Source organism: Pseudomonas sp. HMSC067G02 (genome assembly GCF_001813485.1).
Classification (GTDB): domain Bacteria; phylum Pseudomonadota; class Gammaproteobacteria; order Pseudomonadales; family Pseudomonadaceae; genus Pseudomonas; species Pseudomonas aeruginosa.
The window spans coordinates 180367-206362 of sequence record NZ_KV812729.1 but is presented as its reverse complement, the minus strand read 5'-3'; the positions used below and the strand labels follow the sequence as shown (position 1 = coordinate 206362).

Sequence of the window (25996 nt, the reverse complement as noted above, 5' to 3'; positions counted from 1 at the left end):
CAACGAAAAGCCGCCCCGAGGGGCGGCTTTCTCATTTCTTCGGGTAGCCATGCACACGCTCCCAACAGTCGTCGCGCAGCTCCTCGGCGTGGCTACGGATGCTGCCCCAACCGTTCTGCCGCAGCGCCTCCCGGGCCTCTCGACGTACCACCTGCCATCCGGGGTGGGCATAGATGTCAAAGTCGAAGCAGCCCAGCGCTTCCTCGGGCAGCTCGTTGCACAGCGCCCAGACACGCCTCAAGGCATCGCGAAAACTCCCGGCCTGGTGACCCGGACAGCCTTCGAGCCACTCGTGCAACGGCACGATCTTCTCCGACCAGGTAGAGCAGCCCGGGCAACTGCCGACGGTCTCTCTCTGCATGGCACCGTCAAGGGCCAGGAAATCGAGCGCCAGGAACGCCTCTGCGCTGAGCAGGACCCATCGATGCTCATCCTGCCCGTACCACGTCCAGATGAAACTGCCCGGCTCGTTCATGTCGGCTCCTGCGCCGAGGGAAAAGGCGCGACGATAGCCTAATCAGGCTGCGCCGAGAAAGCTCAGCACCGCGCCTTCGAACGCCTGCGGGAACTCGACGTTCGACAGGTGCACCGCCGGCAGCGTAACCAGCCTGGCCCCGGCAATCGACGCGGCGATCAGCTCGCCGTGGCTGGCGGCGGTGACCGTGTCGTACGCCCCTGCGATCACCAGGGTCGGCCGCTCGATCCGCGCCAGTTGCGCGCGCAGGTCGGTATCGCGCACCGCCGCGAAGGAGCCGGCCAGGCCGTGCCGGTTGGTGGCCATGAGCATCGCCCGGAAGCGCTCGACGACGGGCTCGGCGCGCTCCAGCAGCGCCGGCGGAAACCAGTTGCCGAGGAAGCCCGCGGCGGTCTCGCTCATGTCCTCGGCCTGCAGCACCGCGGCGATGCGCTCGTCCCACTGCGCCGCCGGGCCGAGCCAGGCCGAGGTGTTGGCCAGCACCAGCCGCTCGATCCGCTGCGGCGCATGCAGCGCCAGCCACTGGCCGACGATCCCGCCCAGGGACAGGCCGAGGAAATGCGCGCGCCGTACCTCCAGCGCGTCGAGCAGCTCCAGTACGTCCTCGCCCAGCCGGGCCAAGGTGTAGGGCCCCGGCGGCACACTGGAGGCGCCATGGCCACGGGCGTCGTAGCGCAGGACGCGGAAGTGCCGGGTCAGTGCCGGGAGTTGCGCATCCCACATGTGCAGGGTGGTGCCGATGGAGTTGGAGAGCGCCAGCAGCGGTTTCTCCGCCGCACCGTCCAGGCGATAGGCGAGGCTGGCGCCATCGCTGGTAGCGAGAAAAGACAGGTTGCCCATGGGAGCCTCCGGGGTCAGGGTGATTGCCATGCACGCCAGGCTAGTTGCGACGGCCCCTGGGAAAAACTACAAAGAATGGAACGACTCTGTCAGGGAAGCTGACATGCACGATTTCACCCTCCACGACCTCCAATGCTTCGACGCGGTGGTCGACGCCGGCGGCTTCCAGGCCGCCGCACAGCGCCTGCACCGCTCCCATCCGGCGGTGTTCGCCGCCGTTGCCCGGCTGGAGCGCCAGCTCGGCCTGGTGCTGCTGGAACGGGGCGGCTACCGGGTCGGCCTGACCGCCGCCGGTCGCTCCTTCCACCAGCGTGCCCAGTCCCTGCTCTACGAACTGGAAGGGCTGCGGGGCCACGCCGCGCACCTGGCCCAGGGCGAGGAATGCGAGCTGCGCGTGGTACTGGGCGACCTCTGCCCGCCGCGCCCGGCCCTGGCGCTGCTCGCAGGGTTCTTCGGCAGCCAGCCGCAGACCCGCCTGCAATTGCTGTTCGAAACCGTCAGCGGCCCGCTGGAGCGCCTGCTGGACGGCGAGGCCGACCTGATCCTGCATCGCGTGGACAAGTCCGACCCACGCCTGGAATGGCTCGACCTGTGCAGGGTCGGGCTGGTCCCGGTCATCGCGCCGGGCCTGCTCGGCGATCCTCCGCCGCGACCGGTGCGCCCGGAACAACTGCGCCCCTTCGCCCAGTGCGTGATGCGCGACAGCGCCCGCCATTCTCCGCCGACGGACTATTTCATGCTCGCCGGCGCGCGACAGTGCAGCGTGCCGGACCAGCGAACGAAGAAAGAGGTGATCCTCCAGGGCCTCGGCTGGGGGCATCTGCCGGACTTCCTGGTCGACGAGGAACTGGCCGACGGCCGCCTGCTCGCCCTGGCCGGGCCGCATCTGCCAGAACGCAGCGAAGAGGTGGTGGCGGCGCGCCGGCGCGATCGCGCGCAGGGCCCGGTAGCGGAACGCCTGTGGGCGCTCCTGCGGGACAACGCTACGACGTTGCGGGGGAAAAGCGGCGACAGGGCGGAGGGCGCCAGGCGTCCTCGGTGAGAAACTGGCGGATATCGCCAGGCGCTATTCGCCCTACCCCCACACACTCCCCCGGCATCAACGCCGGCTTGCCGCCAGCTACTCCGCCATCTTGCGCAACGCCTCGCCATCCAGCCGGTAGCGCACCCACTCGTCCTGCGGCAGCGCGCCGATGGAGCGGTAGAAGTCGATGGCCGGCTGGTTCCAGTCCAGCACGCTCCACTCCAGGCGTCCGCAGTCGTTGGCCACGGCCTCGCGGGCCAGCTCGCGGAGCAGCCGGCGACCGGCGCCGACGCCACGGTACTCAGGGGTGACGTAGAGGTCTTCGAGGTAGATGCCGTTGCGCCCCAGCCAGGTCGAGTAGCTGTAGAAATACACCGCATAGCCGATCGGCCGGCCTTCGCTCAGGCACATCAGTGCGCGGGTCGGCGAGCCTTCGGCGAACAGGCTGCGGCGGATGCCTTCGACATCGGTGACCACCTCGTGGCGGGCGCGCTCGTAGTCGGCCAGTTCAATGATGAAGGCAAGGATCTGTTCGGCGTCGGCCGGTACGGCGGGACGGATTTCGAGAGTCATGGGCAACCTTCCGGTGGAGGATCCGGCCATCCTAGTGCGCCTGCTAAGATGCATGAAGTGCATTCTTCTCATCGGCAACTGAATAACATGCATCCCCTGCTGCGCCGTCTCGATCTCAACCTCCTGCTTGTCTTCGACGCCCTGTATCGCCACCGCAACGTCGGCACCGCAGCCAGCGAACTGGCGATCAGCGCCTCGGCCTTCAGCCATGCGCTGGGGCGCCTGCGCCAGGGGCTGGACGACGAACTGTTCCTGCGCCAGGGCAATCGCATGCAGCCGACCCAGCGTGCCGAGCACCTGGCCGCTGCGGTGGCCGCCGCCCTGCGCGCCCTCGGCGAGGGGCTGGAAGAGTGGCGGCCGTTCGTACCGGGACAGAGCCAGCGCACCTTCGTCTTCGCCGCCACCGACTACACCGCCTTCGCCCTGCTTCCGCCGCTGATGAACCGCCTGCAGCACAGCGCGCCCGGAGTGCGCCTGCGCCTGGTCAACGCGGAACGCAAGCTGTCGGTAGAGGCCCTGGCCAGCGGGCGGATCGATTTCGCCCTCGGCTACGACGAGGAACACGAGCGCCTGCCCGAAGGCATCCAGGCCCATGACTGGTTCGCCGACCGCTACGTGGTGGTGGCGCGGCGCGACCACCCGCGCCTCGCCGGGGCGCCGACGCTGGAGGGCTACCTGGCCGAACGGCATGCGGTGGTGACGCCGTGGAACGAGGACAGTGGGGTGATCGACCGGCTGCTGGCCCGCTCCGGCCTGCGTCGCGAAGTGGTGGTGCAACTGCCGACGGTGCTGGCGGCGCTGTTCCTGGCAGGCTCCACCGATTTCCTGCTCACCGCTCCCCGACATGCCGCACAGGCACTGGCGGAAGCCGCCGGCCTCGCCCTGTATCCCGCGCCGTTCGACATTCCGCCCTACGTGCTGCGGCTCTACAGCCACGTCCAGCATGTCGGGCGTGACGCCCATGCGTGGATGATCGGGCAGTTGAAGGGCCTGGATATTTCCCGGACGGGCTGAGCTTCGCGCCGCGCACCGTCGACGGGCGCGGCGGTAACACTGGGCACAATTATTGTGCACAATTTTCCCAATACGGCCTCCTGGCGTCCCGCTTTTTCCCCTCTCCCTCGTCCGTCCGCATAAGCCTATGAATCGGTTCGAAATTCTTACCTGATCGAAGCGACAGCTTTTTCCCAAGCGGTTTCAGGGGCTTGCCGCCGAAAGGCCGGTTTCCGCAGAGCGCGGAAAATTCGATCGAGAATCGGTTGGCACACAACTGGCTTAAATATTCGAAATTCTTGTATACAAAAACAACAGACGAACCCGACCTCGCGCCGAGTTCTTCCGACTGCCGGAGGAGACCGCCATGTCCAGCACCCCGAAGCCGCCCGCCTCGCCCCGCGAGTTTTCTCCCTCGCTGCTCGACCTCGGCACCCTGGAAAGCCTCGACAGCCTGCCGCGCGCCGGTCAGCGGAGCGCGGAGTTCTCCGCCTCGCTGCTCGACCTGGGCACTCCGGCCAGTCTCGACTGCCTGCCACGCGCCGGGCTGCGCGCAGCGGAGTTCTCGGCGGCGCGCCTGGACCTCGGCACTCCCGCCAGTCTCGATTGCCTGCCCCGCGCCAGCCATCACGCCGGCCACGAACTGCCGCCGCTGAGCCCGCGCCTGTACAGCGCCGATCTCGCCCCGACCAAGGCCGAAGGGCGCCGCTGGGGACGCTACAGCCTGTTCGCGCTGTGGACCAACGACGTGCACAACATCGCCAACTACTCCTTCGCCATCGGCCTCTTCGCCCTCGGCATGAGCGGCGCGCAGATCCTCGCCGCGCTGGCCCTGGGCGCGCTGATGGTCTACGGGCTGATGAACCTGTCCGGCTACATGGGCCAGAAGACCGGGCTGCCCTACCCGGTGATGTGCCGCATCGCCTTCGGCATCCACGGCGCACAACTCCCCGCGCTTATCCGCGCGGTGATCGCCATCGCTTGGTTCGGCATCCAGACCTATCTCGCCTCCATCGTCCTGCGCGTGCTGCTGACGGCGATCTGGCCGGGGCTCGCAGCCTACGACCAGGACGCCATCCTCGGCCTGTCGAGCTTGGGCTGGACGACCTTCGTCGCCATCTGGTGCGTGCAACTGCTGATCTTCGCCTACGGCATGGAGATGGTGCGTCGCTACGAATCCTTCGCCGGACCGGTGATCCTGCTCACCGTCGCCGCCCTCGCCGCCTGGATGTACCTGCGCGCCGGCGCCTCCATCGCCTGGTCCAGCGGCGAACCCATGAGCGGTTCGCAGATGTGGTTGAAGATCTTCGGCGGCGCGGCGTTCTGGGTGACCCTGTACGGCACCATGATCCTGAACTTCTGCGACTTCGCCCGCGGCTGCCCGGACCGGCGCACCATCAGCGTCGGCAACTTCTGGGGGCTGCCGGTGAACATCCTGCTGTTCGGCCTGTTCGCGGTGGTCCTCGCCGGCGCCCAGTTCAGGATCGACGGCCAGCTCATCCAGAGCCCCACCGACATCGTCGCCGCGATCCCCGACACCCTATTCCTGGTGCTGGCCAGCCTGGCGCTGCTGATCGTCACCGTGGCGGTGAACATCATGGCCAACTTCGTCGCCCCGGCCTACGTACTCACCAACCTGGCGCCGAACCTGCTGAACTTCCGCCGCGCCGGGCTGATCAGCGCGACCATCGCGGTGCTGATCCTGCCCTGGCACCTGTACAACAGCCCCGGGGTGATCCTCTACTTCCTCGGCGGCCTCGGCGCGCTGCTCGGCCCGCTGTACGGGATCATCATGGTCGACTACTACCTGGTGCGGAAAGGCCGGGTGAACCTGCCGGAGCTGTACACCGAAAGCCGCGCCGGCGCCTATCACTACGCGCGAGGGGTGAACCCGCGGGCCATCGCCGCGTTCGTCCCGGCGGCGATCATCTCCACCCTGCTGGCATTGTTGCCGGCATTCGCCGAGCTATCGCCGTTCTCCTGGTTCTTCGGCGCCGGCCTGGCCGGCCTGATCCACTACGCCCTGGCCAAGCGCCGCACGGCCTACCGCGAAGTTTCCGGCGAAGCGATCGCGGTGGACAGCGTGCAGCACTGACGGATACCTGGCCGGCCTGGGCGCGACACCCGCCTAGGCCGGCAGTAGCGCCTGCAATTCTTCCTCGATCGCATCCAGCGCCTGGAACGACCGCTCGACGCGGGCCACCGCGACCGCCCCCTCCAGCGCCGCGAGGATCAGCCAGGCGCGCGAGGCGGCGAGCTTTTCCGCCAGTCCGTCGGCGCGCAACGCACGCTCGATGCTGGCGTGCCAGGCGCGGAGCGCCCGGCGGCATTCAGCGTGCACCGGGGCCAGCTCGGCGTCGATGCTCAGGCTGGTGGAAAGCACCGGACAGGCCTCTTCGAAACGCGAATGCTCCAGCCAGCCACGCAGGGTCGCGGTGAACTGGCGGAGGACGTTGCGCGCATGGGGGGCCTGGGTCCCGGCGCGGTCGAGGAAGGATGCCACCTCGTCGGCGACGAAGCCGATCGCGGCGCTGGCGATCTGCGGCTTGCCCTCGGGGAAATAGTGATAGAGCGAGCCTTTCGGCGCCTCGGCGCGAGCAATGATGTCGCTCAGCCCGGTGCCGAAATACCCGCGGCTGGCCAGCAGCGAGGCGGTGGCATGGACGATCCGTTCGGCGGCATTGGACTTCTTCGGCAAACCTGACTCCCCAACTCACGGCAGACGACCGGGCAAGCATGCCCGAGCCTCAGGGCAGATGAAACACGCCGCTGGCGCTGGCCACCAGGCGCTCGCCGCTGTGCAGCCGGGCCGAGGCGAAGGCCATGCGCTGGCCGAGCTTGTCGACCCGGGTATGCACCTCCAGCCAGTCGCCGACCCGCGCGACCCCGCAGAAGTCCAGGCGCAGGCCGACGGTGACCATCGGCTGCGGCGGTTCGCGGGAGAACGCCATGGCGTAGCCGAGGCCAACGTCGGCCAGGGTCGAGAGCAGGCCGCCGTGGGCGGTGCCACCGTGGTTGCAGTGCTTTTCGTCGATGCGCAGCGCAACCACCAACTGGCGCTGGGCGTCGTGCCGGCAGAAGAAAGGACCGAGCAGGTCGAGCAACGGACTGCTGCGGAACAGCGGCTGGAACCCTTCGGGGACGTTCATCACGGTGCGGCCTCCGTTTTATATAGACTGGTCTATATAAAATATGCCCGGACGCTGGATCCACCAGCGCCGCGAAGGTCTTATCGAGGCGCTGAATGGCGCTTCATCAGGACGGCGCCCTGGGCGCCGCCCGCACTCCCTCTCAGCGGCTCATCGGACCGCGCACCGGCCGCTCGCGGGCGTGGCTGGTCGCGCTGAGCGGCGCGCCGGCCTCGCGCAGCGCCTGGCGCTGTTCGGCGACCGGGGTCTGCGCGGTGGCCTTCTCGAAACGCGCCAGATGCTGGAAGGCCGGCAGGGCGAAAGCGTCAGCCAACAGGCGCGCCAGGCGCGGCCAGCGCTCGCCGTCGACCTGGTAGCGCGCCAACTGGGCATTGCGGAACAGGCAGGCGACGGCGACATCGGCGATGGACAGCTCGCCGCACAGCCAGCCGCTTGGCGGGACCCGCCCTTCCAGGTAGTTGCAGATCGATGGCAGGTCTTCGTCGTAGGTGCGTTGCAGGATCGCCTGGTCGGGTTCGCGCTGCCAGATGCCGCGGTTGATCACCAACTGGTGGAACAACTGCCAGATGATCACCTGGCCCAGCCGCGAATCGGCGTACTCCTCCAGCCAGCGGGCCTGGGCGCGCTGGCCGATGTCGGTGGGATACAGGCTCGGCTGCGGGTAGCGCTCCTCCAGGTACTGGCAGATCACGCTGGAATCGTTGAGGACGAAGTCACCGTCCACCAGCACCGGAATCTGGCGCAACGGACTGAGGCGCTCGAAGGCCTCGTCGCCGAAGAACGGCACGATGGGGTCGATGCGGTAGGCGATGCCTTTCAGTTCCAGCAGCACCAGCACCTTGCGCACATAGGGGGACAGATAGGAACCGATGATCAGCAAAGGTTCGGCCACGGCAAGACTCCTGTTCTTGTTATGGGAACGCCGATCCTCCGGCAAACCGGTGGGACGACTCAAGTGGCTTCCCGACGGACGCCAATTGCAGGGATAGTCGCACTTTGCGATCATTTGCGAATAATTCTCGTTTTTCCATTCAATCCCGTTTCGGGATGGGGAGCGGCCGTGTCGGCGGGTGACGTCAGCAACAGCGAATTCGTGGGTAGCCTGTACCGGGACCACCGCGGCTGGCTGCTTGCCTGGCTGAACCGCAACCTCGGCTGCCGCCAGCGCGCCGAAGACCTCAGCCAGGATACCTTCGTTCGCCTCCTCGGCCGCCCGGAGCTGCCCGGCCTGCGCGAACCGCGCGCGTTCCTGGCGAAGGTGGCGCGCGGCCTGATGATCGACCACTTCCGCCGCGCCGCCCTTGAGCAGGCCTATCTCGCCGAACTGGCGCTGGTTCCGGAAGCGGAGCAGCCTTCGGCCGAAGAGCAGTACCTGATTCTCGAGGATCTCCGCGAGATTGATCGCCTGCTTGGCACGCTGTCGCTGAAGGCGCGCAGCGCGTTTCTCTATAGCCGCCTGGACGGCATGCCCCACGCGGAGATCGCCGAGCGTCTCGGAGTCTCGGTGCCGCGCGTGCGCCAATACCTGGCCCAGGGCCTGCGCCAGTGCTACATCGCCCTCTACGGAGAGCCCCGGTGAACGCCGACGATCGTCATTCGCCGGTACGCGCGCGGGTGCTCGACGAAGCCATCGCCTGGCAATTGCTGCTCGACTCCGGCGAAGCCCATCCCGACGATCACCGCGCCTTCCACCGCTGGTACGCGGCGCATCCCGAACACGAACGCGCCTGGGAACAGCTCGGCGGCCTCGACCGGCACCTGGCGAGAGCCGCCAACGGGCCGGCACGCAACGCCCTGCTGTCCGGCAACGCACGCTTCAAGCGCCGCCTGCGCCGGCTCGGCGGCAGCGCCCTGGGGCTAGTGCTGGCGCTGGGCGTCGGGCTCGGCGTGGCCAACCGCTACGTCCCGGTCCGCTACCTGCTGGCCGATGCCTACAGCGCCACCGGCGAGCAGCGCGAGCTGACCCTCCCGGATGCCACCCATGTGCGCCTGAACAGCCGCAGCGCCATCGACGTCCGCTTCGACGGCGAACGCCGCCAGGTCGTGCTACTGGCCGGCGAGATCCTGGTGGAAACCGCCCATGGCGACCCGCGCCCCTTCGTGGTCAGCAGCGCCGATGGCGACATGCGCGCCCTCGGCACGCGCTTCCTGGTGCGCCGCGAGGAACCCGGCACGCGCCTCACCGTGTTGCAGTCGGCGGTGGCCGCGCGCGCGGAAACGCTCAGCGAAGAGCGTGTGATCAAGGAAGGCCAGCAGGTGCTGATCCTGCCGCAAGGCCTGCAGGCCAGCGAAGCGGCCCCCGCCCTGGCCGGCGCCTGGGCACAAGGCATGCTGGTGGTGGAGAACGCCCGGCTGGCCGACCTGGTGGCGGAACTGGGGCGCTATTCGCCGGCGCTGCTGCAGGTCGACCCGAGCATCGCCGACCTGCGCGTCACCGGCAGTTTCCCGCTGAAGGACACCCGCCTCGCCCTTCAGGCTTTGGAGCCGAGCCTGCCGGTGCGCAGCGTGAGACACAACGCCTGGTGGTTCGAAGTGGTGCCACGCTGAACCGAACGGGCCGGCGAAAAATTTTTCCCGCCGGCCCTATCACTTTTTCCAACTCGTCCGGCAAGGAGGCATTGAGACTCGTTTCCATCCAGGAGCCCCGCACATGCCCCGCCCGACGTTCCGTCCCGGCCTGCTCGCCCTAGCCATCGCCCTCGCCGTTCCCGCACCGTTCCTCCACGCAGCCCCGGCCGAACAGGCCAGCGTGCGCGACTACCGCATCGCCGCCGGGCCGCTGGCAGGCACCCTGAACCGCATCGCGGCCCAGGCCGGCCTGGTCCTCACCCTGGACCCGGCGCTCGCCGAAGGACGCAGCGCCCACGCCGTACAAGGTCGCTTCGACGCGCCCGGCGCATTGCGCGAAGCGCTCAAGGGCAGCGGCCTGGAGCTGGTGGAAAATGCCGGCGGCACCTACAGCCTGCGCAAGGTGCCGGAAGACACCCTGTCGTTGCAGGCGATGACGGTCAGCGGCGCCGAGGAAGACCCACTGGGGCCGACCAGCGGCTACGTGGCCAAGCGCAGCATGACCGGGACCAAGACCGATACGCCGATCCTCGAGACCCCGCGCTCGATCTCGGTGGCGACCCGCCAGCAGATGACCGACCGCGCCGTGCACAACCTCGACGACGCGGTGCGCTACATGCCCGGCGTCGTCGCCAGCAGCTTCGGCAGCGACACCCGCTCCGACTGGTTGAAGGTGCGCGGCTTCAAGCCGACCCAGTTCCTCGACGGCCTGCCGATGGCGGTCGGCGTCTACAACAACCCGAAGCTGGAAACCTGGAACCTGGAGCGTGTCGCCCTGTTGCGCGGCCCGGCCTCCTCGGTCTACGGCCAGACCCCGCCCGGCGGCATGCTCGACATGGTCAGCCTGCGTCCGCAGAACGTCACCAGTCACGAGGTGAAGGCCGAGGTCGGCAACTACAACCACAAGCAGGTCAGCTTCGACAGCACCGGCCCGCTCGACGACGAGGGACGCTTTCTCTATCGCGTCTCCGGCGTGGTGCGCGACAGCAACACCCAGGTCGACCATATCGACGACAAGCGCTACAACATAGCCCCGAGCCTGACCTGGAACATCGACGACGACACCAGGCTGACCTTCCTCGGCCAGTTCAACCGCGACGATACCGGCATCACCAGCCAGTTCCTGCCGCTGCGCGGAACCAAGTACGACGCGCCGTTCGGCAAGGTTTCCCACCACAAGAACCTCGGCGATCCGGACTGGGAATACTACGACCGCACCTACTACTGGCTGGGCTACGCCTTCGAGCGGCGGATCAACGATGTCTGGCAGTTCCGCCAGAACCTGCGCTACCTGCGCAACGACCTGTCGTTCCAGGCGGTTACAGCGGGCACAGCTCATGCCGACGGCACACTGGAACGCAGCACCACCTCGGTGGATGAAGACGTCAGTCAGTTCGTAGTAGATAACAACTTCCAGGCCGACTTCGAAACAGGCGCCCTGCGCCACACCCTGCTGCTAGGCCTGGATCACAACCGCACCGACAATCAATACACATCAATCTTTGGCAGCGCGCCGCCGAGCAACGTCAACAACCCGATCTACGGCCAGCCGATCGTCAAACCGGATCGTTCGACGGCCTTCTACGACTACAAGCAGAAGACCTACCAGACCGGCCTCTACGTCCAGGACCAGATCGCCCTCGACAACTGGCGCCTGACCCTCGGCGGTCGCGAGGACTGGGTGCACACCGGGGCCACCTTCTACAACAAGGGCGACGCCACCAATACCAGCCGCGACAAGAAGTTCAGCGGCAACGCGGCGCTCAGCTACATCTTCGACAATGGCGTGGCGCCCTACATCTCCTATGCGGAGTCGTTCCAGCCCACCACTGGCGCCGATATGAACAGCACCAGTTCGCTGAAGCCGACCGAAGGCAAGCAATGGGAAATCGGTGTGAAGTACCAGCCGGTGGGCTCCGACTCGCTGTTCACCGCCGCGGTCTATGACCTGCGCCAGGAGAACGTCAGCGTGTCGCAGAACATAGGCGGCACGCCGGTCACTTCGCAGACGGGCGAAGTGAAGGTCTCCGGGATAGAGCTGGAAGCCACCAGCAACGTCACCGACAACCTGAAGATGATCGGCGCCTATAGCTACACCGACACCGAAGTGAAAAAAGGCCAGTACGCAGGCAACCGCCTGCAACAGGCGCCGCGCAACCAGGCCTCGCTATGGGCCGACTACACCTGGCACGAGGGGGCGCTGAACGGTTTCAGCGTGGGTGCCGGCGCCCGCTACGTAGGCTCGACCTACGGCGACCAGGCCAACACCTACGACGGCTACGCCGGCTCGTACACCCTGTACGACGCCGCCGTGCGCTACGACCTGGGCCAATTGAACGGCAGCCTGAAAGGCGTCAGCGTGGCGGTCAATGCCAACAATCTGTTCAACAAGGACTACCTGGCGTCCTGCGACGGCTACTACTGCTACTACGGCGACCAGCGCAGCGTGGTGGGCAGCGTCAGCTACAAGTGGTAAGCGACGCGTCACAGGTGCGCAACGGCGGATAACCGCTTCGCGGTTATCCGCCCTACCGCAGAACGTACCTTCCGGGCACCGGATGCCCTCCTCCCGCCTGTGGGAGAGGGCCGGGATATCGGTAGCCGGCGCATCGGGGAGGACCTGCATTCCGGGCGCCGGAGATCGTCGTTCACCCCGCGATCCGACCCCACAGCGCGCTGGCGTCGTCGTGGATCTTGAAACGCGGGAAAGCCAGGGCCTGGTCGTCGCCCTGTTCGATCTCGCGCAACTCGTCGAGCATGGCGCTCACTCCGACGTCCTCGAGGCGCCGCAGCAACTGTTCGTCGGTATAGCGGCGGAAAGGCTCGACCAGCCGGTCGAAGCCGTCGGTCATCAGCACGAAGGAACGCAACGCGGCGAGCGGCAAGGTCTCGCGCTGCACCTGGCCGAGCCAGCGGTCGCTGATGTCCAGCGCCCAGTAGCCCTCGGGCTTGTTCATCAGCAGGCGGTTCTGCCGCACGCGCGGGCGGCTGGCCTTGAACAGTTCGGCGTGATCCCACTGCGGATGTTCCTCGCGCATCCGGCAGAAATGCGCCAGGGATTGCCGATCCAGTTCGTACAGGGCCGAATCGCCGAAGCTGCGTACCTGGCCGTCGGCGCCTTCGACGAGAATCCGGCTGTCGCCGATGTTGAGCAGTTCGATTTCTCCGCCGCGAATCCGCAGCAGGCTCAGGCAGGCCGCCGGCATGTCTTCGAGGTCGTGCCAGTCGCGGCCGCTCTGGGCGCGGAAGTCGCCCTGGATATCGTTGAGCAGGCGCCGCAGCAGGGTCTCGCTGGATTGCTCGGGCTCGACTTCCAGCAGCAACCGCAGGTGCCGGTCCACCGCCTGGGCCAGCCAGCGCGCGTCGCTTTCCACGCCCAGCACGCTGCGACCGATGCTGGTGGCACCGTCGATCACCCAGGCGGCCTGCGCCGTGCAGCCCAGCGCATCGTCGTTCACCGCGCCCCCCGCGCGGCATTCCGCCCCGAGTATTTCCACTGTGGCCATTCGCAGTTCCTCCTATGCTCAATGCGCTGCCAGAATAGCAAGACAGAGCCTTTCCACGTTCCGCTCGTCGTTCCGGGAGAACCGTATGCGTCACCTGCCCTACCCGCTGCTGGGCCTGCTCCTGGCCCTGTCGTCGACCGGCGCCGCCCTGGCCGGCGAACAGTACTACCCGCTGGACAAGGGCTCCGCGCCCTACGCGGTCGCGCCCAGTGCACAGGGTGCGGTCTGGTACGGCGCGGACGGCGGGCATTCGCTGGGGCGCCTCGACCCGACCAGTGGCGAGAGCGTGCAGGTGCCGCTCGGCGAAGGCGCGCGGCCGCGAGCCATCGTCAGCGACGAGAGCGGCAACGCCTGGGTGCTCGACAGTGGCCTCAACGCCATCCTTCGCATCGGCGGCGAGCGCCTGGGCAGCGAACGTTTCCCGCTACCGGCCAAGGCCGCGCCGGCCGGGCTCGAGTCCGCGGTATTCGACGACGACGGGCGCCTCTGGTTCACCGGCAGCCGCGGCTTCCACGGTCGCCTCGACCCAGCCAGGCGCCTGGTGGAGGTCTGGCCCTCGCCCCAGGGCAAGGCGGCGAACGGCATCTGCGTCACCCCGGACGGCGAGGTCTGGTACGCGCAGGACGACGCGCTGGTGCATGTCGATCCGCTCGACGGCAGCGCCGAGCGGTTGCCCGCGCCTGAAGGCACGAAGGCCTTGCGCGGGATCGGCGCCGACTCCATCGGCAGGCTCTGGGCCAGCGACAGCGGTGGCGCCCGGCTGTACCGCTACGATCCCAGCGATGCCTCGTGGCAGAGCTGGCCGCTGCCGGACAGCCAGGCCCGCCCGGACAGCCTGCGGGTCGACGCCATGGACCGTGTCTGGCTGCACGACGCCGCCAGCGGGGCGCTCTTGCGTTTCGACAGTGAGCAGGCGACATTCCGCGTCCTGCCCAGCGACCGGCCGGCGCCCGGCAACGCCCTGCTCGGCGGTCGCCCCGGAGAAACCTGGAGCGCCGAGCCTGCCGCCGATCGTCTGCGCGTCGTCCGCGACTGATCCTTCCAAGGAGCCCGCATGAGCGCTACCCATACGCTGTTCTACGCCGCCGCCTCGCCCTTCGTGCGCAAGGTCCTGGTCCTGCTCCACGAAACCAGCCAACGCGAGCGCGTGGCGCTCGAGGAAGTCACGCCGACGCCGGTCGCGCCCATCCGGCAGCTCAACGCCAGCAACCCGGCCGGCAAGATTCCCGCCCTGCGCCTGCCGGACGGCCAGGTGCTGCACGACAGCCGGGTGATCTGCGACTACTTCGACCAGCAGCACGTCGGCGAACCGCTGATCCCCCGCGAAGGCAGCGCCCGCTGGCGACGCCTGACCATCGCCTCGCTGGCGGACGCCGTCCTCGACGCCGCGGTGCTGACCCGCTACGAGACCTTCGTCCGCCCCGAGGAGAAGCGCTGGGACGCCTGGCTCGAGGCACAGCGGGAAAAGATCGCGCGGTCCCTGGCATGGCTGGAGAGCGACTGCATCGCCGAACTGCAGGCGCGCTTCGACATCGCCGCCATCGGCGTCGCCTGCGCCCTGGGCTATCTCGACCTGCGCCAGCCGGAGTGGGACTGGCGCGGCCGCTACCCGCGACTCGCCGCCTGGTTCGCCGAAGTCAGCCAGCGCCCGTCGATGCAGGCCACCCGCGCCTGACCCCGAGGCCCGCCGACGCCTGCTGCCGCCGCAGACGTTCGGCGCGTTGCAGCCAGGCCGCCGAGGGGCCGGGGAACAGCAGGCCGATCCGCATCGCCAGGCGCTCGCCGTCGCGACGGTCGTCGCGCAGGCCGACATAGCCGTTCATTTCCAGCACACCAGGCGGAACAGCAGCAGGCCCAGCAACAGCGCGCTCTGTCCGAGCCCCATGCAAAGCTCCAGGAAGGAGCGCACGTGCGGATTGCCGGCGGCGCCCTCGATGCCGCTGAGGCCTTCCCAGAATCCGTCCGGCATCAGCACCAGCATGGCGTGGGCCAGGGGCTTGCCGCTGGCGATCCAGTACTCGATCAGGCCGAACTTGCCGAAGAACAGCAGAAAGATCAGGATCACGCCGCTGACCAGCAGGCCGAGGGCGGCACAGAGGGTGAACTCGAAGAACAGGCGCATGCTTTTCCTCCTTGGAAATCGGCGGCGGCCGGCGCCGCCGCCCTCGTCGTCAGGCCCTGGCGGGTACCGCCGGGAGGTCCTTGCGGCCGACCCCGTACCAGTCCAGGCGGCGGGTCAGCACCATCACCGCGGCAAGCACCGCGAACAGCAGCAGCGAGCCCATCAGCAAGGCGTAGTCCTCCGCGCTCAGCAAGCCGTAGAGCAGGCCGTACAGCCCTGCCAGGCCGGCGCTGAAGCCCAGTCCTCGGGCCACGCTGCGCAAGACGAAGCACAGGTAGAAGCCGATCAGGCCGACGCAGGCTCCGGCGGAGACCAGGTAGGCCAGCTCGAAGCCGACATGCTCGGCCAGCGACAGCAGCAGCAGGTAGAAGAACGCCAGCGCCAGGCCGACCAGCGCGTACTGGATCGGGTGTACCGCCAGGCGCTTGAGCACCTCGAAGAGGAAGAAGCCGGCGAAGGTCAGGGTGATGAACAGCAGCGCGTACTTGATCGCGCGGTCGGCCTTCAGGTACTGGTCCACCGGATCGACCAGGCCGACGCCGAAGGCGCGCGCCTGGAAACCGTCGCAGCGCTGCTCCTCCACGCAACTGCGCAGCGCCTCTTCCATGTTGGTGGCGAAGAAGCTGGTCTGCCAGCGCGCGGTGAAGCCCTGGGCGGTGATCTCCCGCTCGCTGGGCAGGAACTCGCCGCCGAAGCTCGGGTGCGGCCAGTCGGCCTTCAGGATGACCTGGCTGTCGCGGCCCACCGGCACGATGTCCAGCCGCTCGCTGCCGAGCAACGACAGGTCGAAGGCGTACTCCAGGCGCTGCGCCTGGCGCCCGTCGACGCCTTGCAGCGGTGCGTGCACACCGCTGCCGAGCAGGCCGACCCGGCTACCCGGTTCGAAGTCGACGCTGGCACCGTTGAGGGACAGGCGCAGGGCATTCTCGATGCCACGGATGTCGCTGATGCCCATCGCCAGGAACGGCGTTTCGAACTGGTAGTCCTCCAGGTCTTCTTCGATGCCATAGTGCGCAGGCACCTGGAAGTAGCCGGCGACCTTGTTGTCGACGTGGTACAGGCGCGCCTGGTAGATGCCACGGTAGCGCAGCTCGGTGCGCATCTGCCCGTCGAGGGCGAAGCGGTCGGGCAGGAAGTACAGCTCGCCGCGCTGCTCGCGCTCCTGCAACACGCGCTTCTCGGTCTTCTCCTCGGTGACCCACTCGCGCACCGTCCTGCGGTACGGCACCACCAGCAGCGGGCCGGTGAGGCGCTGGCTGTAGCTGGAGCTGCGGGCGATATCCTGCAGCACGCCGTCACGAACCTCCTGGCGATCACGGATCAGGCCGTCGATCATCAACAGGGGAATCAGCAATAGCAGGATGAGTAGGGCGATGGCGCCGAGCTTGTAGGCCAGCGTGCGGTTCATGGGGGGACTCTCCGTCGGGGTGATGGCGGAAAGTCTGCGGCGCCGCGATGGCGGGCTTCGGGTCGCCGTGTGGAGAGTTGATGGAGTTTCCGTGGAGACGCCTCAGCCGCGCGGCAGCCAGAGCAGCGCCTCGACGCCGTCGTCGCGGTTGCCGACCTGCAACCGGCCGCCATGCAGTTGCGCCACCTCGGCGACGAAGTTCAGTCCCAGCCCGGTGCTCTTGCGCCCGCTGGCCGGGCGCGGCAGCGAGTAGAAGCGTTCGGTGAGGCGCGCCAGGGCGTAGTCGGGAATCGCCGGCCCCTGGTTGAACAGGCGCAGGGCGATACCCTCGCCGTCGGCCTCGGCGAGCAGGCGAAGGATGCCGCCGGGCGGGGTGAAGTCGAGGGCGTTGTCGAGCAGGTTGGCCAGCGCCTGGCGCAGCAGGAACTGCTCGCCGCGAACCTCGCAGGGACCTTCCAGGCGGTTCTCCACCCGCAATCGCTGGCGCTGGATACGCGCCGCCTGGCCTTCCAGCAAGGACGCGGCGATCTCCCGCAGGTCGACCTTGCCGACCTCCTCCAGGCCTTGCCGCTGCTCCACCTGGGCCAGACTCAGCAGGCGCTCGATCAGTTGTTGCAGGCGCTCGCTCTCGCCGGCGATGTTGCCGACGAAGCGCGCCCGCTGTTCGGCCGGCATCTCGCCGTCGAGCAACTCGGCGGCGCCACGGATCGCCGCCAGCGGGCTCTTCAATTCGTGGGTCAGGGTATGCACGTAGCGCTCGACGTAGTCCTTGCCCTCCAATTGCGTGCGCATGCGCTCCACCGCGTCGGCCAGTTGCGCCATCTCGCCGCCGCGATAGCGCGGCAGCTCGGCGCGGCGCCCCTCGCTGACCGCCTGTGCGTACTGGGTGAGGCGCCGCAGCGCGCCGCTGAGCCACCAGGAGAGCAGGCCGCCGACCAGCAGCCCGAGGGCGATCAGCCCGGCACCGAGCCAGGCCAGGCGCCGCTGCGAGCGGTCGATGTAGGGTTGCAGGCTGCTGTTCGGCTTGGCCACCGAAACCACCCCGATGATCTTCCCGGCATCCTTGATCGGCGCCGCCACGTACATCACCGAGGAATCCGGGTCGTCCGGGTCTTCGCGGCTGGAGCGCGCGCCGTACTGGCCACGGAGGGTCAGGTAGACGTCGTTCCAGCGCGAATAGTCCTGGCCGACGGCCACCCCGGCGGAGTCCAGCAGCACCTTGCCGCTGGCGTCGGTGACGTAGATGCGGTGGTTCACCGCCTCCTTGCGCAAGCCCCAGATATCCGCCTGCGGCACCCGCTTGCCGTAGTCCTCGAGCATCTCCGGCAGGTCGCTCTGCGCCAGGGTGCCGTTCTTCACGTCCTGGCGGAGGATCTCGGCGAGCAGGTTGGCGGTGTCCACCAGGGTTTCCTCGGTGGACTGGCGCACGCCGGGGCGCACTTCGTCCATCACCGTGCTCAGCACGAAGTAGCCGGTGAGACCGACGAACAGGAAGTAGACCAGGAAGATCCGAACGCCGAGCGGCATCAGGCGTGGTCCGGGCTGTAGCTGTAGCCCAGGCCGCGATGGGTCTGGATCGCTTCGCCGCGTTCGTTCACCTGGCGCAGCTTGGCGCGCAGGCTCTTGATGTGGCTGTCGATGTTGCGCTCGTAGCCGGCCTCGCTGGCGACGCCGAGGGCGTCGAGCAACTGCTCGCGGCTGAATACCCGCTCGGGCTGCCCGAGCAGCGTCTGCAACAGGCGGAACTCGTGGCGGGTGAGGTTGAGCGGGGTGTCGCGGTAGTGGATCCGCACGCGCTCCTCGTCGACCTGGAAGGGCCCGCTCGGCGCGACCCCTTCCAGCGCCGCCGGGCGCGGCGCCATGCGCTTGAGGATGGCCTTGACCCGAGCCGCCACCTCGCGCGGGCTGAACGGCTTGACCACGTAGTCGTCGGCGCCGATCTCCAGGCCGACCACGCGGTCGATCTCGGCATCGCGCGCGGTGAGGAAGATCACCGGCACCTCGGAGAACCGCCGCAGGCGCTTGCAGGCCTCGAAACCGCTGATGTCCGGCAGACCGACGTCGAGGATCAGCAGGTCCGCCGGCTGGCGCTCCTGCAACGCCAGCGCCTCGCCGGCGAGGGTCACCCAGGTGGTGGCGAAGCCTTCGGCCTGCAGGGCGTAGAGCAGGGTGTCGGCAATCGCGGCTTCATCTTCGACGATCAGGATATGCGGCATGGTGTGACGGCGGCTGACGGGAATGCCGGAACGGTGCCGCAAGCCGGCGCGCGCGTCAATCGCGCCGCCGGTGGCGTAGGACGCTTACTTGCAGGTGGGCTTGTCGGCGACGAAGCGCTCGGAGGGATCGACCGCGACGTGGAATTTGCGCAAGCCCTTGGTGCCCATCAGGAACGGATAGTTGAAGGCGCTGCGGTCGGTGAGGTTGACCTCGATGGTCTTCATCGCTCCGCCCAGGCAGACCTGCAGGTCGATCACCGGGCGTTCGCTCAGGCGGTCCTCATCCTCGTCCTCGCCGTTGCGGTTGTCGGCGCGGTTCTTGATCTTGCCGATGCGCGCCAGCTTGTGCTCGAACACCGAGCCATCGGCCTCCTTGGTGGCCAGGCGGAAGCGCACCCACTCCTCGCCGTCGCGCTGGAACAACTCGATGTCCTTGGCCGACAGCGAGGAGGTGTAGGCGCCGGTGTCCATCTTCGCCTGCAGGGTGCGGTCCAGCTCCGGCAGGGAGACCCATTCGTAGCGGCCGTAGAGGTTGGGCTCGGCGGCGAGGACCGGCAGGGCGAACAGCGAGAGCAAGGCAAGGGCACGCTTCACGCGGGCATCTCCTGAAGTGATACGAGGTCCACATAGGACTAGCACGGCGCGGTTTCGTTCGCCACGCCGGCGGCTTGGGCGGCGCGGCGCGGATGCGTATGATGGGCCGCGTCGACCCACACCCAGGACAGGGAAACCAACCATGCGGGAACTGTTGACCGGCCTGACCAGCAGCCTTCTGCTGCTTCTCAACACGCTGATCCTGATCGGCCCGATGATGCTGATCGCACTGCTCAAGCTGGTGCTCCCCGGCCAGCGCCTGAAGGATCTCTGCTCCAGGGGCGTGATGTGGATCGCCGAGACCTGGGCGGAGATCGACAAGTGGATCTTCGCCACCTGCACGCCGACGGTCTGGGACGTGCGCGGCGCCGGCGACCTGCGCCAGGACACCTCGTACCTGGTGGTGAGCAACCACCAGTCCTGGGTCGACATCCCCGCCTTGATCCAGGTGTTCAACCGGCGCACCCCGTACTTCAAGTTCTTCCTCAAGAAGGAGCTGATCTGGGTGCCCTTCCTCGGCCTGGCCTGGTGGGCGCTGGAGTATCCGTTCATGAAGCGCTATTCCAAGGCCTTCCTGGAGAAGCACCCGGAACTCAAGGGCAAGGACCTGGAGATCACCAAGGCCGCCTGCGAGAAGTTCAAGCGCATCCCGGTGACCGTGGTGAACTACCTGGAAGGCACGCGCTTCAGCGAGCAGAAGAAGGCCCAGCAACAGTCGCCCTATCGCCACCTGCTCAAGCCCAAGGCCGGCGGGGTGGCCTTCGTCCTCGCCGCGCTGGGCGAGCAGCTGGACGCCCTGCTCGACGTCACCGTGGTCTACCCGAGCGACAAGGTGCCGGGATTCTGGGACCTGCTCTGCGGACGGGTGCCGAAGGTGATCGTCGACATCCAGACCCGGCCGATCGATCCCGCCCTGTGGCAGGGCGACTACGAGAACGACCCGGTGTTCCGCCAGTACGTGCAGGAATGGGTCTCGCGCATGTGGGAAGAAAAGGACGAACGCATCGCCCGCTTGCGGCAACTGCGCTGAAGTACCGGCCGAAGCACACCCATCTCGTAGGGCGAATAACCGCAACGCGGTTATCCGCCGTTTCCACGGAGCGGCGGCGGATAACGCCGAGGGCGTTATTCGCCCTACCGGTGCGGGCAGCGAATACCCGGGCGCCGCACCCACTTCGTAGGGCGGATAACCGCAACGCGGTTATCCGCCGATCCGCTGGCGGCAGATCAGAGCAGCGACGAGCCGCCCGCCTTGCTCACTCCCCAGAGATTGCTCAGGCTGCCCAGCAGCTCGCTGTTGGCGCCCTGCTTGCCGAAGTAGTCGACCAGCACCTGGGCGAACTTCTCGGTCATCCCGCTATCCATGCCCAGGGTGCCGAAGGCCTTGTTCACGTCGCCCATGCTGTCCGCATTGCCGAGCAGCGAACCGAGGCCCTTGCTGTCGCCGCCGCTCTTGCCGAGCACGTTGCCGAGCCCGCCGAGACCGGCCAGGGCGTTGTTGCCGGCCAGCTTGTCGAGGCCGGGGATGGTCTTAACCAGTTGCGAATAATCGTTGCCGGCCAACTGGTTCTTGGCCAGGCCGAGCAGGGCGCCGGTACCGCCGACCGCCTGCTCCTGGCTGACCCCGAGCTGACCGGTGAGTGCGCCGAGCAGACCGCTGGTCTGCGGGGTGGTGGCTACCTGGGCGGAGTCGCCCTGGGACGCCCCGGCGACCGCCTTGGCGGCATCCCCGAGATTGAAGGCGAACGCGGAGGCGGCGCTGAGCAGCAGGGCCGCGGCCAGGGTAGCGTGAGTGGTGACGCGCATCGGCAATTCCTCATGAGATATCGAACGCCCCGGCCGCATTCGCAGGCCGGGGTGAGATTTCGACCGGCCGGCCGGTGCCTTGTTCCCCAACCTTGGTCGGGTCACTTGGCCTTCGGCTTGTCGGCCTTGCCCTTGGCGGCGGCGCCTTTCTTCGCCGCCGGCTTCCTCGCCGCCGTCGCGCGGCCCCTGGGCGTCTCGCCGGCACCGGACTTCTTGCGTGCCGCCGGCTTCGGCGCGGCGCCCTTGCGGTAGCCGACGCCGTCCTTGGCGTCGTAGAAGAAGGTGACCGTCTCGCCCTCCTTCACCTCGCCCTTGAGCATCGCCGTGGCCAGGCGCGTCTCCAGCTGCTGGCGGATCTGCCGCTTCAGTTCGCGGGCGCCGAACTCCGGCTGGTAGGCCTCTTCGGCGAGGTGGCCGACCAGGCTGTCGTCGATGTGCAGGTAGATGTCCTGGGCGTGCGCGGCGCGCTTCACCCGCTCCAGTTGCAGGCGCACGATGTCCTCGATCTGCGCCTTGCTCAACGATTCGAAGACGATCACCTCGTCGAGGCGGTTGAGGAATTCCGGGCGGAAATGCCCGCGCAGGGTAGTCATCAGTTCGCGCTTGAGCTTCTCCGGCGGCTGGGCGAACTCGCCGGCCTGGGCGTTCTTCATGATCAGCTCGGAGCCGAGGTTGCTGGTGGCGATGATGATGGTGTTGGTGAAGTCCACCACGCGCCCCTTGCCGTCGGTCAGGCGGCCGTCGTCGAACACCTGCAGGAGGATGTTGTTGACGTCGGCGTGGGCCTTCTCGATCTCATCGAGCAGGATCACGCTGTACGGCCGCCGGCGCACCCGCTCGGTGAGCTGGCCGCCCTCGTCGTAGCCGACGTAGCCCGGCGGCGCACCGATCAGCCGGGACACCGCGTGGCGCTCCATGTATTCGCTCATGTCGATGCGGATCATCGCGTCTTCGTCGCCGAACACCACCTCGGCCAAGGCCTTGGCCAGCTCGGTCTTGCCCACCCCGGTCGGGCCGAGGAACAGGAAGGTGGCGATCGGCCGGCTGCCCTGGCGCAGCCCGGCGCGGGCCAGGCGCACGGCGTCGCTGACCGCGGTGATCGCTTCCTGCTGGCCGATCACCCGCTGGTGCAGGCGCTCTTCCATCTGCAGGAGCTTCTCGCGCTCCTCGGCGGTCAGTTCGGTGACCGGGATGCCGGTGAGCTTGGAGATGATCTCGGCGATGTCCTCGACCCGCACCTCCTCGGTCTTCGACCCCTGGGTCTGCTGCCAGCGCTCGGTGATCTGCTCGAGGTGTTCCTTGCGTTCCTGGATGCGTTTCTCGAAGACCTTCGCCTCGTCGTACCACTTGCGGCTGGCGGCGTAGTCCTCCTCGCGCTTGAGCTGCGCCAGCTCGGCCTCCAGTTCCTGGATCTCGGCCGGCCGCGAGGTGCTGGCGATGCGCACGCGGGCGGCGGCCTGGTCGATCAGGTCGATGGCCTTGTCCGGCAGGAAGCGGTTGCCGATGTAGCGGTCGGACAGCTCGGCGGCGGCGACGAAGGCCTCGTCGCGGATGGTCACCTTGTGGTGGCCTTCGAGCTTGTCGCGCAGGCCACGGAGGATGGAGATGGTCTGCTCCACCGTCGGCTCGGGGACGAACACCGGCTGGAAGCGCCGCTCCAGCGCGGCGTCCTTCTCGATGTACTTCTGGTACTCGTTGAGGGTGGTGGCGCCGATCAGGTTCATCTCGCCGCGCGCCATCGCCGGCTTCAGCACGTTGGCCACGTCCAGCCCGCCTTCGCCGCCGCCCTGGCCGGCACCGACGATGGTGTGCACCTCGTCGATGAACAGGATGATCTCGCTCTGCGCCGCCTGCAGTTCGTCCATCACCTGCTTGAGGCGTTCCTCGAACTCGCCGCGGTACTTGGCGCCGGCGACCATGGCGTTGATGTTCAGTTCGACCAGGCGCTTGTCGCGCAGCACCTCCGGCACCTCGCCCTGGACCATGCGCTGGGCCAGGCCTTCGACGATGGCGGTCTTGCCGACGCCGGGCTCGCCGATCAGCACCGGGTTGTTCTTCTTGCGCCGGGCGAGCACCTCGATGGTGGTCTCGACTTCCTTCGAGCGGCCGATCACCGGATCGAGCTTGCCTTCGCGGGCCAGCCGGGTCAGGTCGCGGCTGAACTTGTCCAGTTGCGGAGTGTTGCTCGGGCCGTCCACGCGGCCGTCCTCGGCGCCCTTGCCGACCACCTTGACCGCTTTCTGCCGTAGCGCCTGCTCGGTCAGGCCGTACTTCTTCAGGAGCGTCCCGGCGAAGCTGTCCGGCACCGCTGCCAGGCCGAGCAACAGGTGCTCGGGGCCGACATAGCTGTGGCCGAGTTCGCGGGACAGGGCGAAGGCATGCTGCAAGGCGCTCTTCACCCGTGGCGAGATGGTCATGTCCTCGCTCGCCTCGCCCTTGCTGGCGCCGCGCACGGCGTTGGCCTCGATGTACTGCTTGAGGTCGGCCGGCGACAGGCCGAACTGCTTGAGCACCGCCTGCACCACGTCGGCGTCGGCCAGGGCGTAGAGCAGGTGCTCGGTGTCCACTTCGCGCTTGCCGAATTCGGCGGCGACCTGCGCGGCGCGTTGCAGGTACTCGGTGGTCTGCTTGCTGAAGTACTCGGCGATGTCCACCGCCTCCGGCTCGCGGGCGCGCACCGGGGTGACCGGGCTCTGCTCGCCGAAGCCGGAGAAGATCTCGTCGAACGGGCTGCCGCCGCCGAACAGCGACTCCAGCGGCGAGCGCATGCGCTGCTGGCGCATCAACTGGCGGTAGTGCAGTTCGCAGAGGGCGAGTTCGCGGCGCTGGCCGTTCTGTACCAGGCTGACGCGGGCGACGGCGGGACGTTCGTGGCAGATAGCGCAAAGTTCCTGGGCCATGGGAGGGCTCCTGTTTCCACGGAAGGTGGGCTTCGGCGACGGCGGCGGCGACCGGGGTCGCCGAGCGCTGCGTGGAGAACATCGCGACAAGGCGGTGAAGCACGCGCCGTCGAGCATGCAACGCGGGACATGTCCGTGCGATGACGAAGCGCCGGCGTCGCATCCGCAGCCACTGACGGGGTGACTCTTGAGTACTAGCACAGCAGCCGGCGAGCGCCAGCGCTTCGGCTTGACCCAGGACAATGAAAGGCGACCGCTCTGGCCCGCGACTTCCGCGGCAATGCCCGCTGTTCGCCCCGATCCGGTCGTCGGCCGTCCCATCGCGGCGAGAACTTCTCTATGCTTGGGCCCTGTCCGCCCGAGGGAGCCCGTCCATGAGCGAGCCGTTCCAGCTCACCCCCCGCATCGCCCGCCAACTGCCCTGGCTGGTCGCCGTCGCCTTCTTCATGCAAGCCCTCGACGGCACCATCCTCAACACCGCACTACCGAGCATGGCCAGTTCGCTGAACGAAAACCCGCTGCGCATGCAGGCGGTGGTGATCGCCTACCTGCTCACGGTGGCCCTGCTGATACCGGCCTCGGGGTGGATCGCCGACCGTTTCGGCACACGCCGGGTATTCCTCGGCGCGGTACTGCTGTTCAGCCTCGGCTCGTTGCTTTGCGCGCTGTCGCCGAGCCTCGAACTGCTGGTCGGCGCGCGCATCGTACAGGGCGTCGGCGGCGCGCTGATGATGCCGGTGGGACGGCTGGTGATCCTGCGCGTCTACCCGCGCCAGGACCTGGTGCGGGTGCTCAGCTTCGTCACCATTCCCGGCCTGCTCGGCCCGCTGGCGGGACCGACGCTGGGCGGCTGGCTGGTGGAGTACGCCTCCTGGCACTGGATCTTCCTGATCAACCTGCCGGTCGGCCTGCTCGGCTGCCTGATGGCGATGAAGCTGATGCCGGACCTGCGCAGCCCGGTGCCGAGCCGTTTCGACAGCATCGGCTTCCTGCTCTTCGGCGGCTCCATGGTGCTGATCTCCATCGCCCTGGAAGGACTCGGAGAGCTGCACCTGTCGCACCTGCGCGTGGTCCTGCTGCTGATCGGCGGACTGGTCCTGCTCACCGCCTACTGGCTGCGCGCGCTACGCATCGACAAGCCGCTGTTCCCGCCGAGCCTGTTCAAGGCGCGGACCTTCGCCGTCGGCATCCTCGGCAACCTGTTCGCCCGCCTGGGCAGCGGCGCCCTGCCCTTCCTCACCCCGCTGCTGCTGCAGGTGGGACTGGGCTACCCGCCTTCCACCGCGGGCATGACCATGATCCCGCTGGCGCTGTTCGCGATGGTCGCCAAGCCGATGGCCAAGCCACTGCTGGACTTCTTCGGCTATCGCAAGCTGCTGGTCGGCAACACCCTGATCCTCGGCTGCCTGATCGCCGGCTTCGGCCTGGTCGACCAGGACACCCCCTACGTCTGGCTGCTGCTGCACCTGAGCCTGCTCGGCGCGGTGAACTCCCTGCAATTCACGGCGATGAACACCCTCACCCTGATCGACCTGCAGGACAGCAACGCCAGCAGCGGCAACAGCCTGATGTCGGTGGTCGTGCAATTGTCGATCAGCCTTGGCGTGGCTTGCGCGGCGGCGTTGCTGGGCGGTTTCCAGACCGACCTGGATACGGGGCAGGACACCGTACTCGGCGCCTTCCACGCCACCTATGTCAGCGTCGGCCTGATGTCGATGCTGGCCGCAGCGATCTTCTTCCAGCTCGGCAGCGAGGACGGCCGCACCAGCCCACGCCGGGTCGATCCGGAAAAGGACCCGGACCTCTAGCCGGGCTCGCGAGG

25 protein-coding genes are annotated in these 25996 nt (G+C 67.9%); 10 read left to right on the top strand and 15 right to left on the bottom strand.

What is annotated here, in order from left to right; translation table 11 throughout:
• Positions 1-31: 31 nt before the first annotated feature.
• Positions 32-475: a hypothetical protein gene (locus HMPREF2914_RS29775; RefSeq protein ID WP_023092331.1), complete on the bottom strand. Its 444-nt coding sequence runs from the start codon at positions 473-475 to the stop codon at positions 32-34.
• A gap of 42 nt (positions 476-517) precedes the next feature.
• On the bottom strand, positions 518-1315 hold the full coding sequence (pcaD, locus tag HMPREF2914_RS29770; protein ID WP_003113259.1) for a 3-oxoadipate enol-lactonase: 798 nt from the start codon (positions 1313-1315) through the stop codon (positions 518-520).
• Between the two features lie 103 nt (positions 1316-1418).
• On the opposite strand from pcaD, the gene HMPREF2914_RS29765 reads away from it, so the two are divergent.
• Positions 1419-2357 (top strand): LysR family transcriptional regulator, encoded by a 939-nt coding sequence (locus tag HMPREF2914_RS29765; protein ID WP_023092330.1) that lies wholly within the window; start codon positions 1419-1421, stop codon positions 2355-2357.
• Positions 2358-2435: 78 nt separating this feature from the next.
• On the opposite strand, the gene HMPREF2914_RS29760 is transcribed toward HMPREF2914_RS29765, so the two are convergent.
• Positions 2436-2912: a GNAT family N-acetyltransferase gene (locus HMPREF2914_RS29760; RefSeq protein ID WP_003084777.1), complete on the bottom strand. Its 477-nt coding sequence runs from the start codon at positions 2910-2912 to the stop codon at positions 2436-2438.
• Positions 2913-2999: 87 nt separating this feature from the next.
• On the opposite strand from HMPREF2914_RS29760, the gene HMPREF2914_RS29755 reads away from it, so the two are divergent.
• Positions 3000-3926 carry a LysR substrate-binding domain-containing protein gene (locus tag HMPREF2914_RS29755; RefSeq protein ID WP_023092329.1) on the top strand — a complete coding sequence of 309 codons (927 nt, stop codon included), beginning with the start codon at positions 3000-3002 and terminating at the stop codon, positions 3924-3926.
• Positions 3927-4272: 346 nt separating this feature from the next.
• A complete protein-coding gene (locus HMPREF2914_RS29750; protein WP_023092328.1) occupies positions 4273-6000 on the top strand; it encodes an NCS1 family nucleobase:cation symporter-1 in 1728 nt (575 codons plus the stop codon).
• Positions 6001-6033: 33 nt separating this feature from the next.
• On the opposite strand, the gene HMPREF2914_RS29745 is transcribed toward HMPREF2914_RS29750, so the two are convergent.
• The 3 genes from HMPREF2914_RS29745 to HMPREF2914_RS29735 form a co-directional block, all read right to left on the bottom strand.
• On the bottom strand, positions 6034-6603 hold the full coding sequence (locus HMPREF2914_RS29745) for a TetR/AcrR family transcriptional regulator (protein WP_003084771.1): 570 nt from the start codon (positions 6601-6603) through the stop codon (positions 6034-6036).
• Between the two features lie 49 nt (positions 6604-6652).
• On the bottom strand, positions 6653-7057 hold the full coding sequence (locus tag HMPREF2914_RS29740) for a PaaI family thioesterase (protein WP_003084769.1): 405 nt from the start codon (positions 7055-7057) through the stop codon (positions 6653-6655).
• A gap of 139 nt (positions 7058-7196) precedes the next feature.
• The gene (locus HMPREF2914_RS29735; protein WP_023092327.1) at positions 7197-7946 is read right to left on the bottom strand and encodes a glutathione S-transferase family protein; all 750 of its coding nucleotides are present in this window, start codon (positions 7944-7946) and stop codon (positions 7197-7199) included.
• A 168-nt stretch (positions 7947-8114) separates the two neighbouring features.
• Between HMPREF2914_RS29735 and HMPREF2914_RS29730 the strand changes: the two genes are divergently transcribed.
• The 3 genes from HMPREF2914_RS29730 to fiuA all read left to right on the top strand — a co-directional run bounded on the left by HMPREF2914_RS29730 (position 8115) and on the right by fiuA (position 12098).
• A complete protein-coding gene (locus tag HMPREF2914_RS29730; RefSeq protein WP_003084762.1) occupies positions 8115-8633 on the top strand; it encodes an RNA polymerase sigma factor in 519 nt (172 codons plus the stop codon).
• Positions 8630-9601: a FecR domain-containing protein gene (locus HMPREF2914_RS29725; RefSeq protein WP_023092325.1), complete on the top strand. Its 972-nt coding sequence runs from the start codon at positions 8630-8632 to the stop codon at positions 9599-9601. The genes HMPREF2914_RS29730 and HMPREF2914_RS29725 overlap by 4 nt, the downstream gene beginning before the upstream one ends.
• A gap of 103 nt (positions 9602-9704) precedes the next feature.
• The gene (gene fiuA, locus HMPREF2914_RS29720; RefSeq protein WP_023092324.1) at positions 9705-12098 is read left to right on the top strand and encodes a TonB-dependent ferrichrome receptor FiuA; all 2394 of its coding nucleotides are present in this window, start codon (positions 9705-9707) and stop codon (positions 12096-12098) included.
• Between the two features lie 172 nt (positions 12099-12270).
• Here fiuA and HMPREF2914_RS29715 read toward each other — a convergent pair whose 3' ends face one another.
• On the bottom strand, positions 12271-13128 hold the full coding sequence (locus HMPREF2914_RS29715; RefSeq protein WP_003084748.1) for a PP2C family serine/threonine-protein phosphatase: 858 nt from the start codon (positions 13126-13128) through the stop codon (positions 12271-12273).
• An 85-nt stretch (positions 13129-13213) separates the two neighbouring features.
• On the opposite strand from HMPREF2914_RS29715, the gene HMPREF2914_RS29710 reads away from it, so the two are divergent.
• Together HMPREF2914_RS29710 and HMPREF2914_RS29705 are read left to right on the top strand one after the other, a co-directional pair.
• Positions 13214-14164: a Vgb family protein gene (locus HMPREF2914_RS29710; RefSeq protein WP_003111755.1), complete on the top strand. Its 951-nt coding sequence runs from the start codon at positions 13214-13216 to the stop codon at positions 14162-14164.
• Positions 14165-14182: 18 nt separating this feature from the next.
• The gene (locus HMPREF2914_RS29705) at positions 14183-14803 is read left to right on the top strand and encodes a glutathione S-transferase family protein (RefSeq protein WP_023092323.1); all 621 of its coding nucleotides are present in this window, start codon (positions 14183-14185) and stop codon (positions 14801-14803) included.
• On the opposite strand, the gene HMPREF2914_RS29700 is transcribed toward HMPREF2914_RS29705, so the two are convergent.
• The 6 genes from HMPREF2914_RS29700 to HMPREF2914_RS29675 all read right to left on the bottom strand — a co-directional run bounded on the left by HMPREF2914_RS29700 (position 14766) and on the right by HMPREF2914_RS29675 (position 19468).
• Positions 14766-14951: a hypothetical protein gene (locus tag HMPREF2914_RS29700; protein WP_023092322.1), complete on the bottom strand. Its 186-nt coding sequence runs from the start codon at positions 14949-14951 to the stop codon at positions 14766-14768. The two genes, HMPREF2914_RS29705 and HMPREF2914_RS29700, sit on opposite strands and share 38 nt — an antisense overlap.
• On the bottom strand, positions 14948-15250 hold the full coding sequence (locus HMPREF2914_RS29695) for a hypothetical protein (protein WP_003084737.1): 303 nt from the start codon (positions 15248-15250) through the stop codon (positions 14948-14950). Before HMPREF2914_RS29695 ends, HMPREF2914_RS29700 begins: the two co-directional genes overlap by 4 nt.
• 49 nt (positions 15251-15299) lie before the next feature.
• The gene (creD, locus tag HMPREF2914_RS29690; RefSeq protein WP_023092321.1) at positions 15300-16658 is read right to left on the bottom strand and encodes a cell envelope integrity protein CreD; all 1359 of its coding nucleotides are present in this window, start codon (positions 16656-16658) and stop codon (positions 15300-15302) included.
• A 102-nt stretch (positions 16659-16760) separates the two neighbouring features.
• Positions 16761-18185, bottom strand: coding sequence for a two-component system sensor histidine kinase CreC (gene creC / locus HMPREF2914_RS29685; protein ID WP_003084735.1), 1425 nt, complete (start codon positions 18183-18185; stop codon positions 16761-16763).
• Positions 18185-18874, bottom strand: a complete 690-nt coding sequence (creB, locus tag HMPREF2914_RS29680) for a two-component system response regulator CreB (protein WP_023092320.1) — start codon at positions 18872-18874, stop codon at positions 18185-18187. The genes creC and creB overlap by 1 nt, the downstream gene beginning before the upstream one ends.
• A gap of 84 nt (positions 18875-18958) precedes the next feature.
• Positions 18959-19468, bottom strand: a complete 510-nt coding sequence (locus tag HMPREF2914_RS29675) for a retropepsin-like aspartic peptidase RloA2 (protein ID WP_003084733.1) — start codon at positions 19466-19468, stop codon at positions 18959-18961.
• Positions 19469-19610: 142 nt separating this feature from the next.
• Here HMPREF2914_RS29675 and HMPREF2914_RS29670 point away from each other — a divergent pair, with 142 nt between their 5' ends.
• A complete protein-coding gene (locus HMPREF2914_RS29670; protein ID WP_003084727.1) occupies positions 19611-20498 on the top strand; it encodes an acyltransferase in 888 nt (295 codons plus the stop codon).
• 197 nt (positions 20499-20695) lie between these two features.
• Here the strand turns inward: HMPREF2914_RS29670 and HMPREF2914_RS29665 are convergent, their stop codons facing one another.
• Positions 20696-21274, bottom strand: coding sequence for a DUF2780 domain-containing protein (locus HMPREF2914_RS29665; RefSeq protein ID WP_003084725.1), 579 nt, complete (start codon positions 21272-21274; stop codon positions 20696-20698).
• A 101-nt stretch (positions 21275-21375) separates the two neighbouring features.
• The gene (gene clpG, locus HMPREF2914_RS29660; protein ID WP_023092319.1) at positions 21376-24174 is read right to left on the bottom strand and encodes an AAA family protein disaggregase ClpG; all 2799 of its coding nucleotides are present in this window, start codon (positions 24172-24174) and stop codon (positions 21376-21378) included.
• Positions 24175-24548: 374 nt separating this feature from the next.
• Between clpG and mdtD the strand changes: the two genes are divergently transcribed.
• Entirely contained in the window at positions 24549-25982 is a 1434-nt protein-coding gene (gene mdtD / locus HMPREF2914_RS29655; protein WP_023092318.1) for a multidrug transporter subunit MdtD, read from the top strand.
• The last annotated feature ends 14 nt before the right edge of the window (positions 25983-25996 follow it).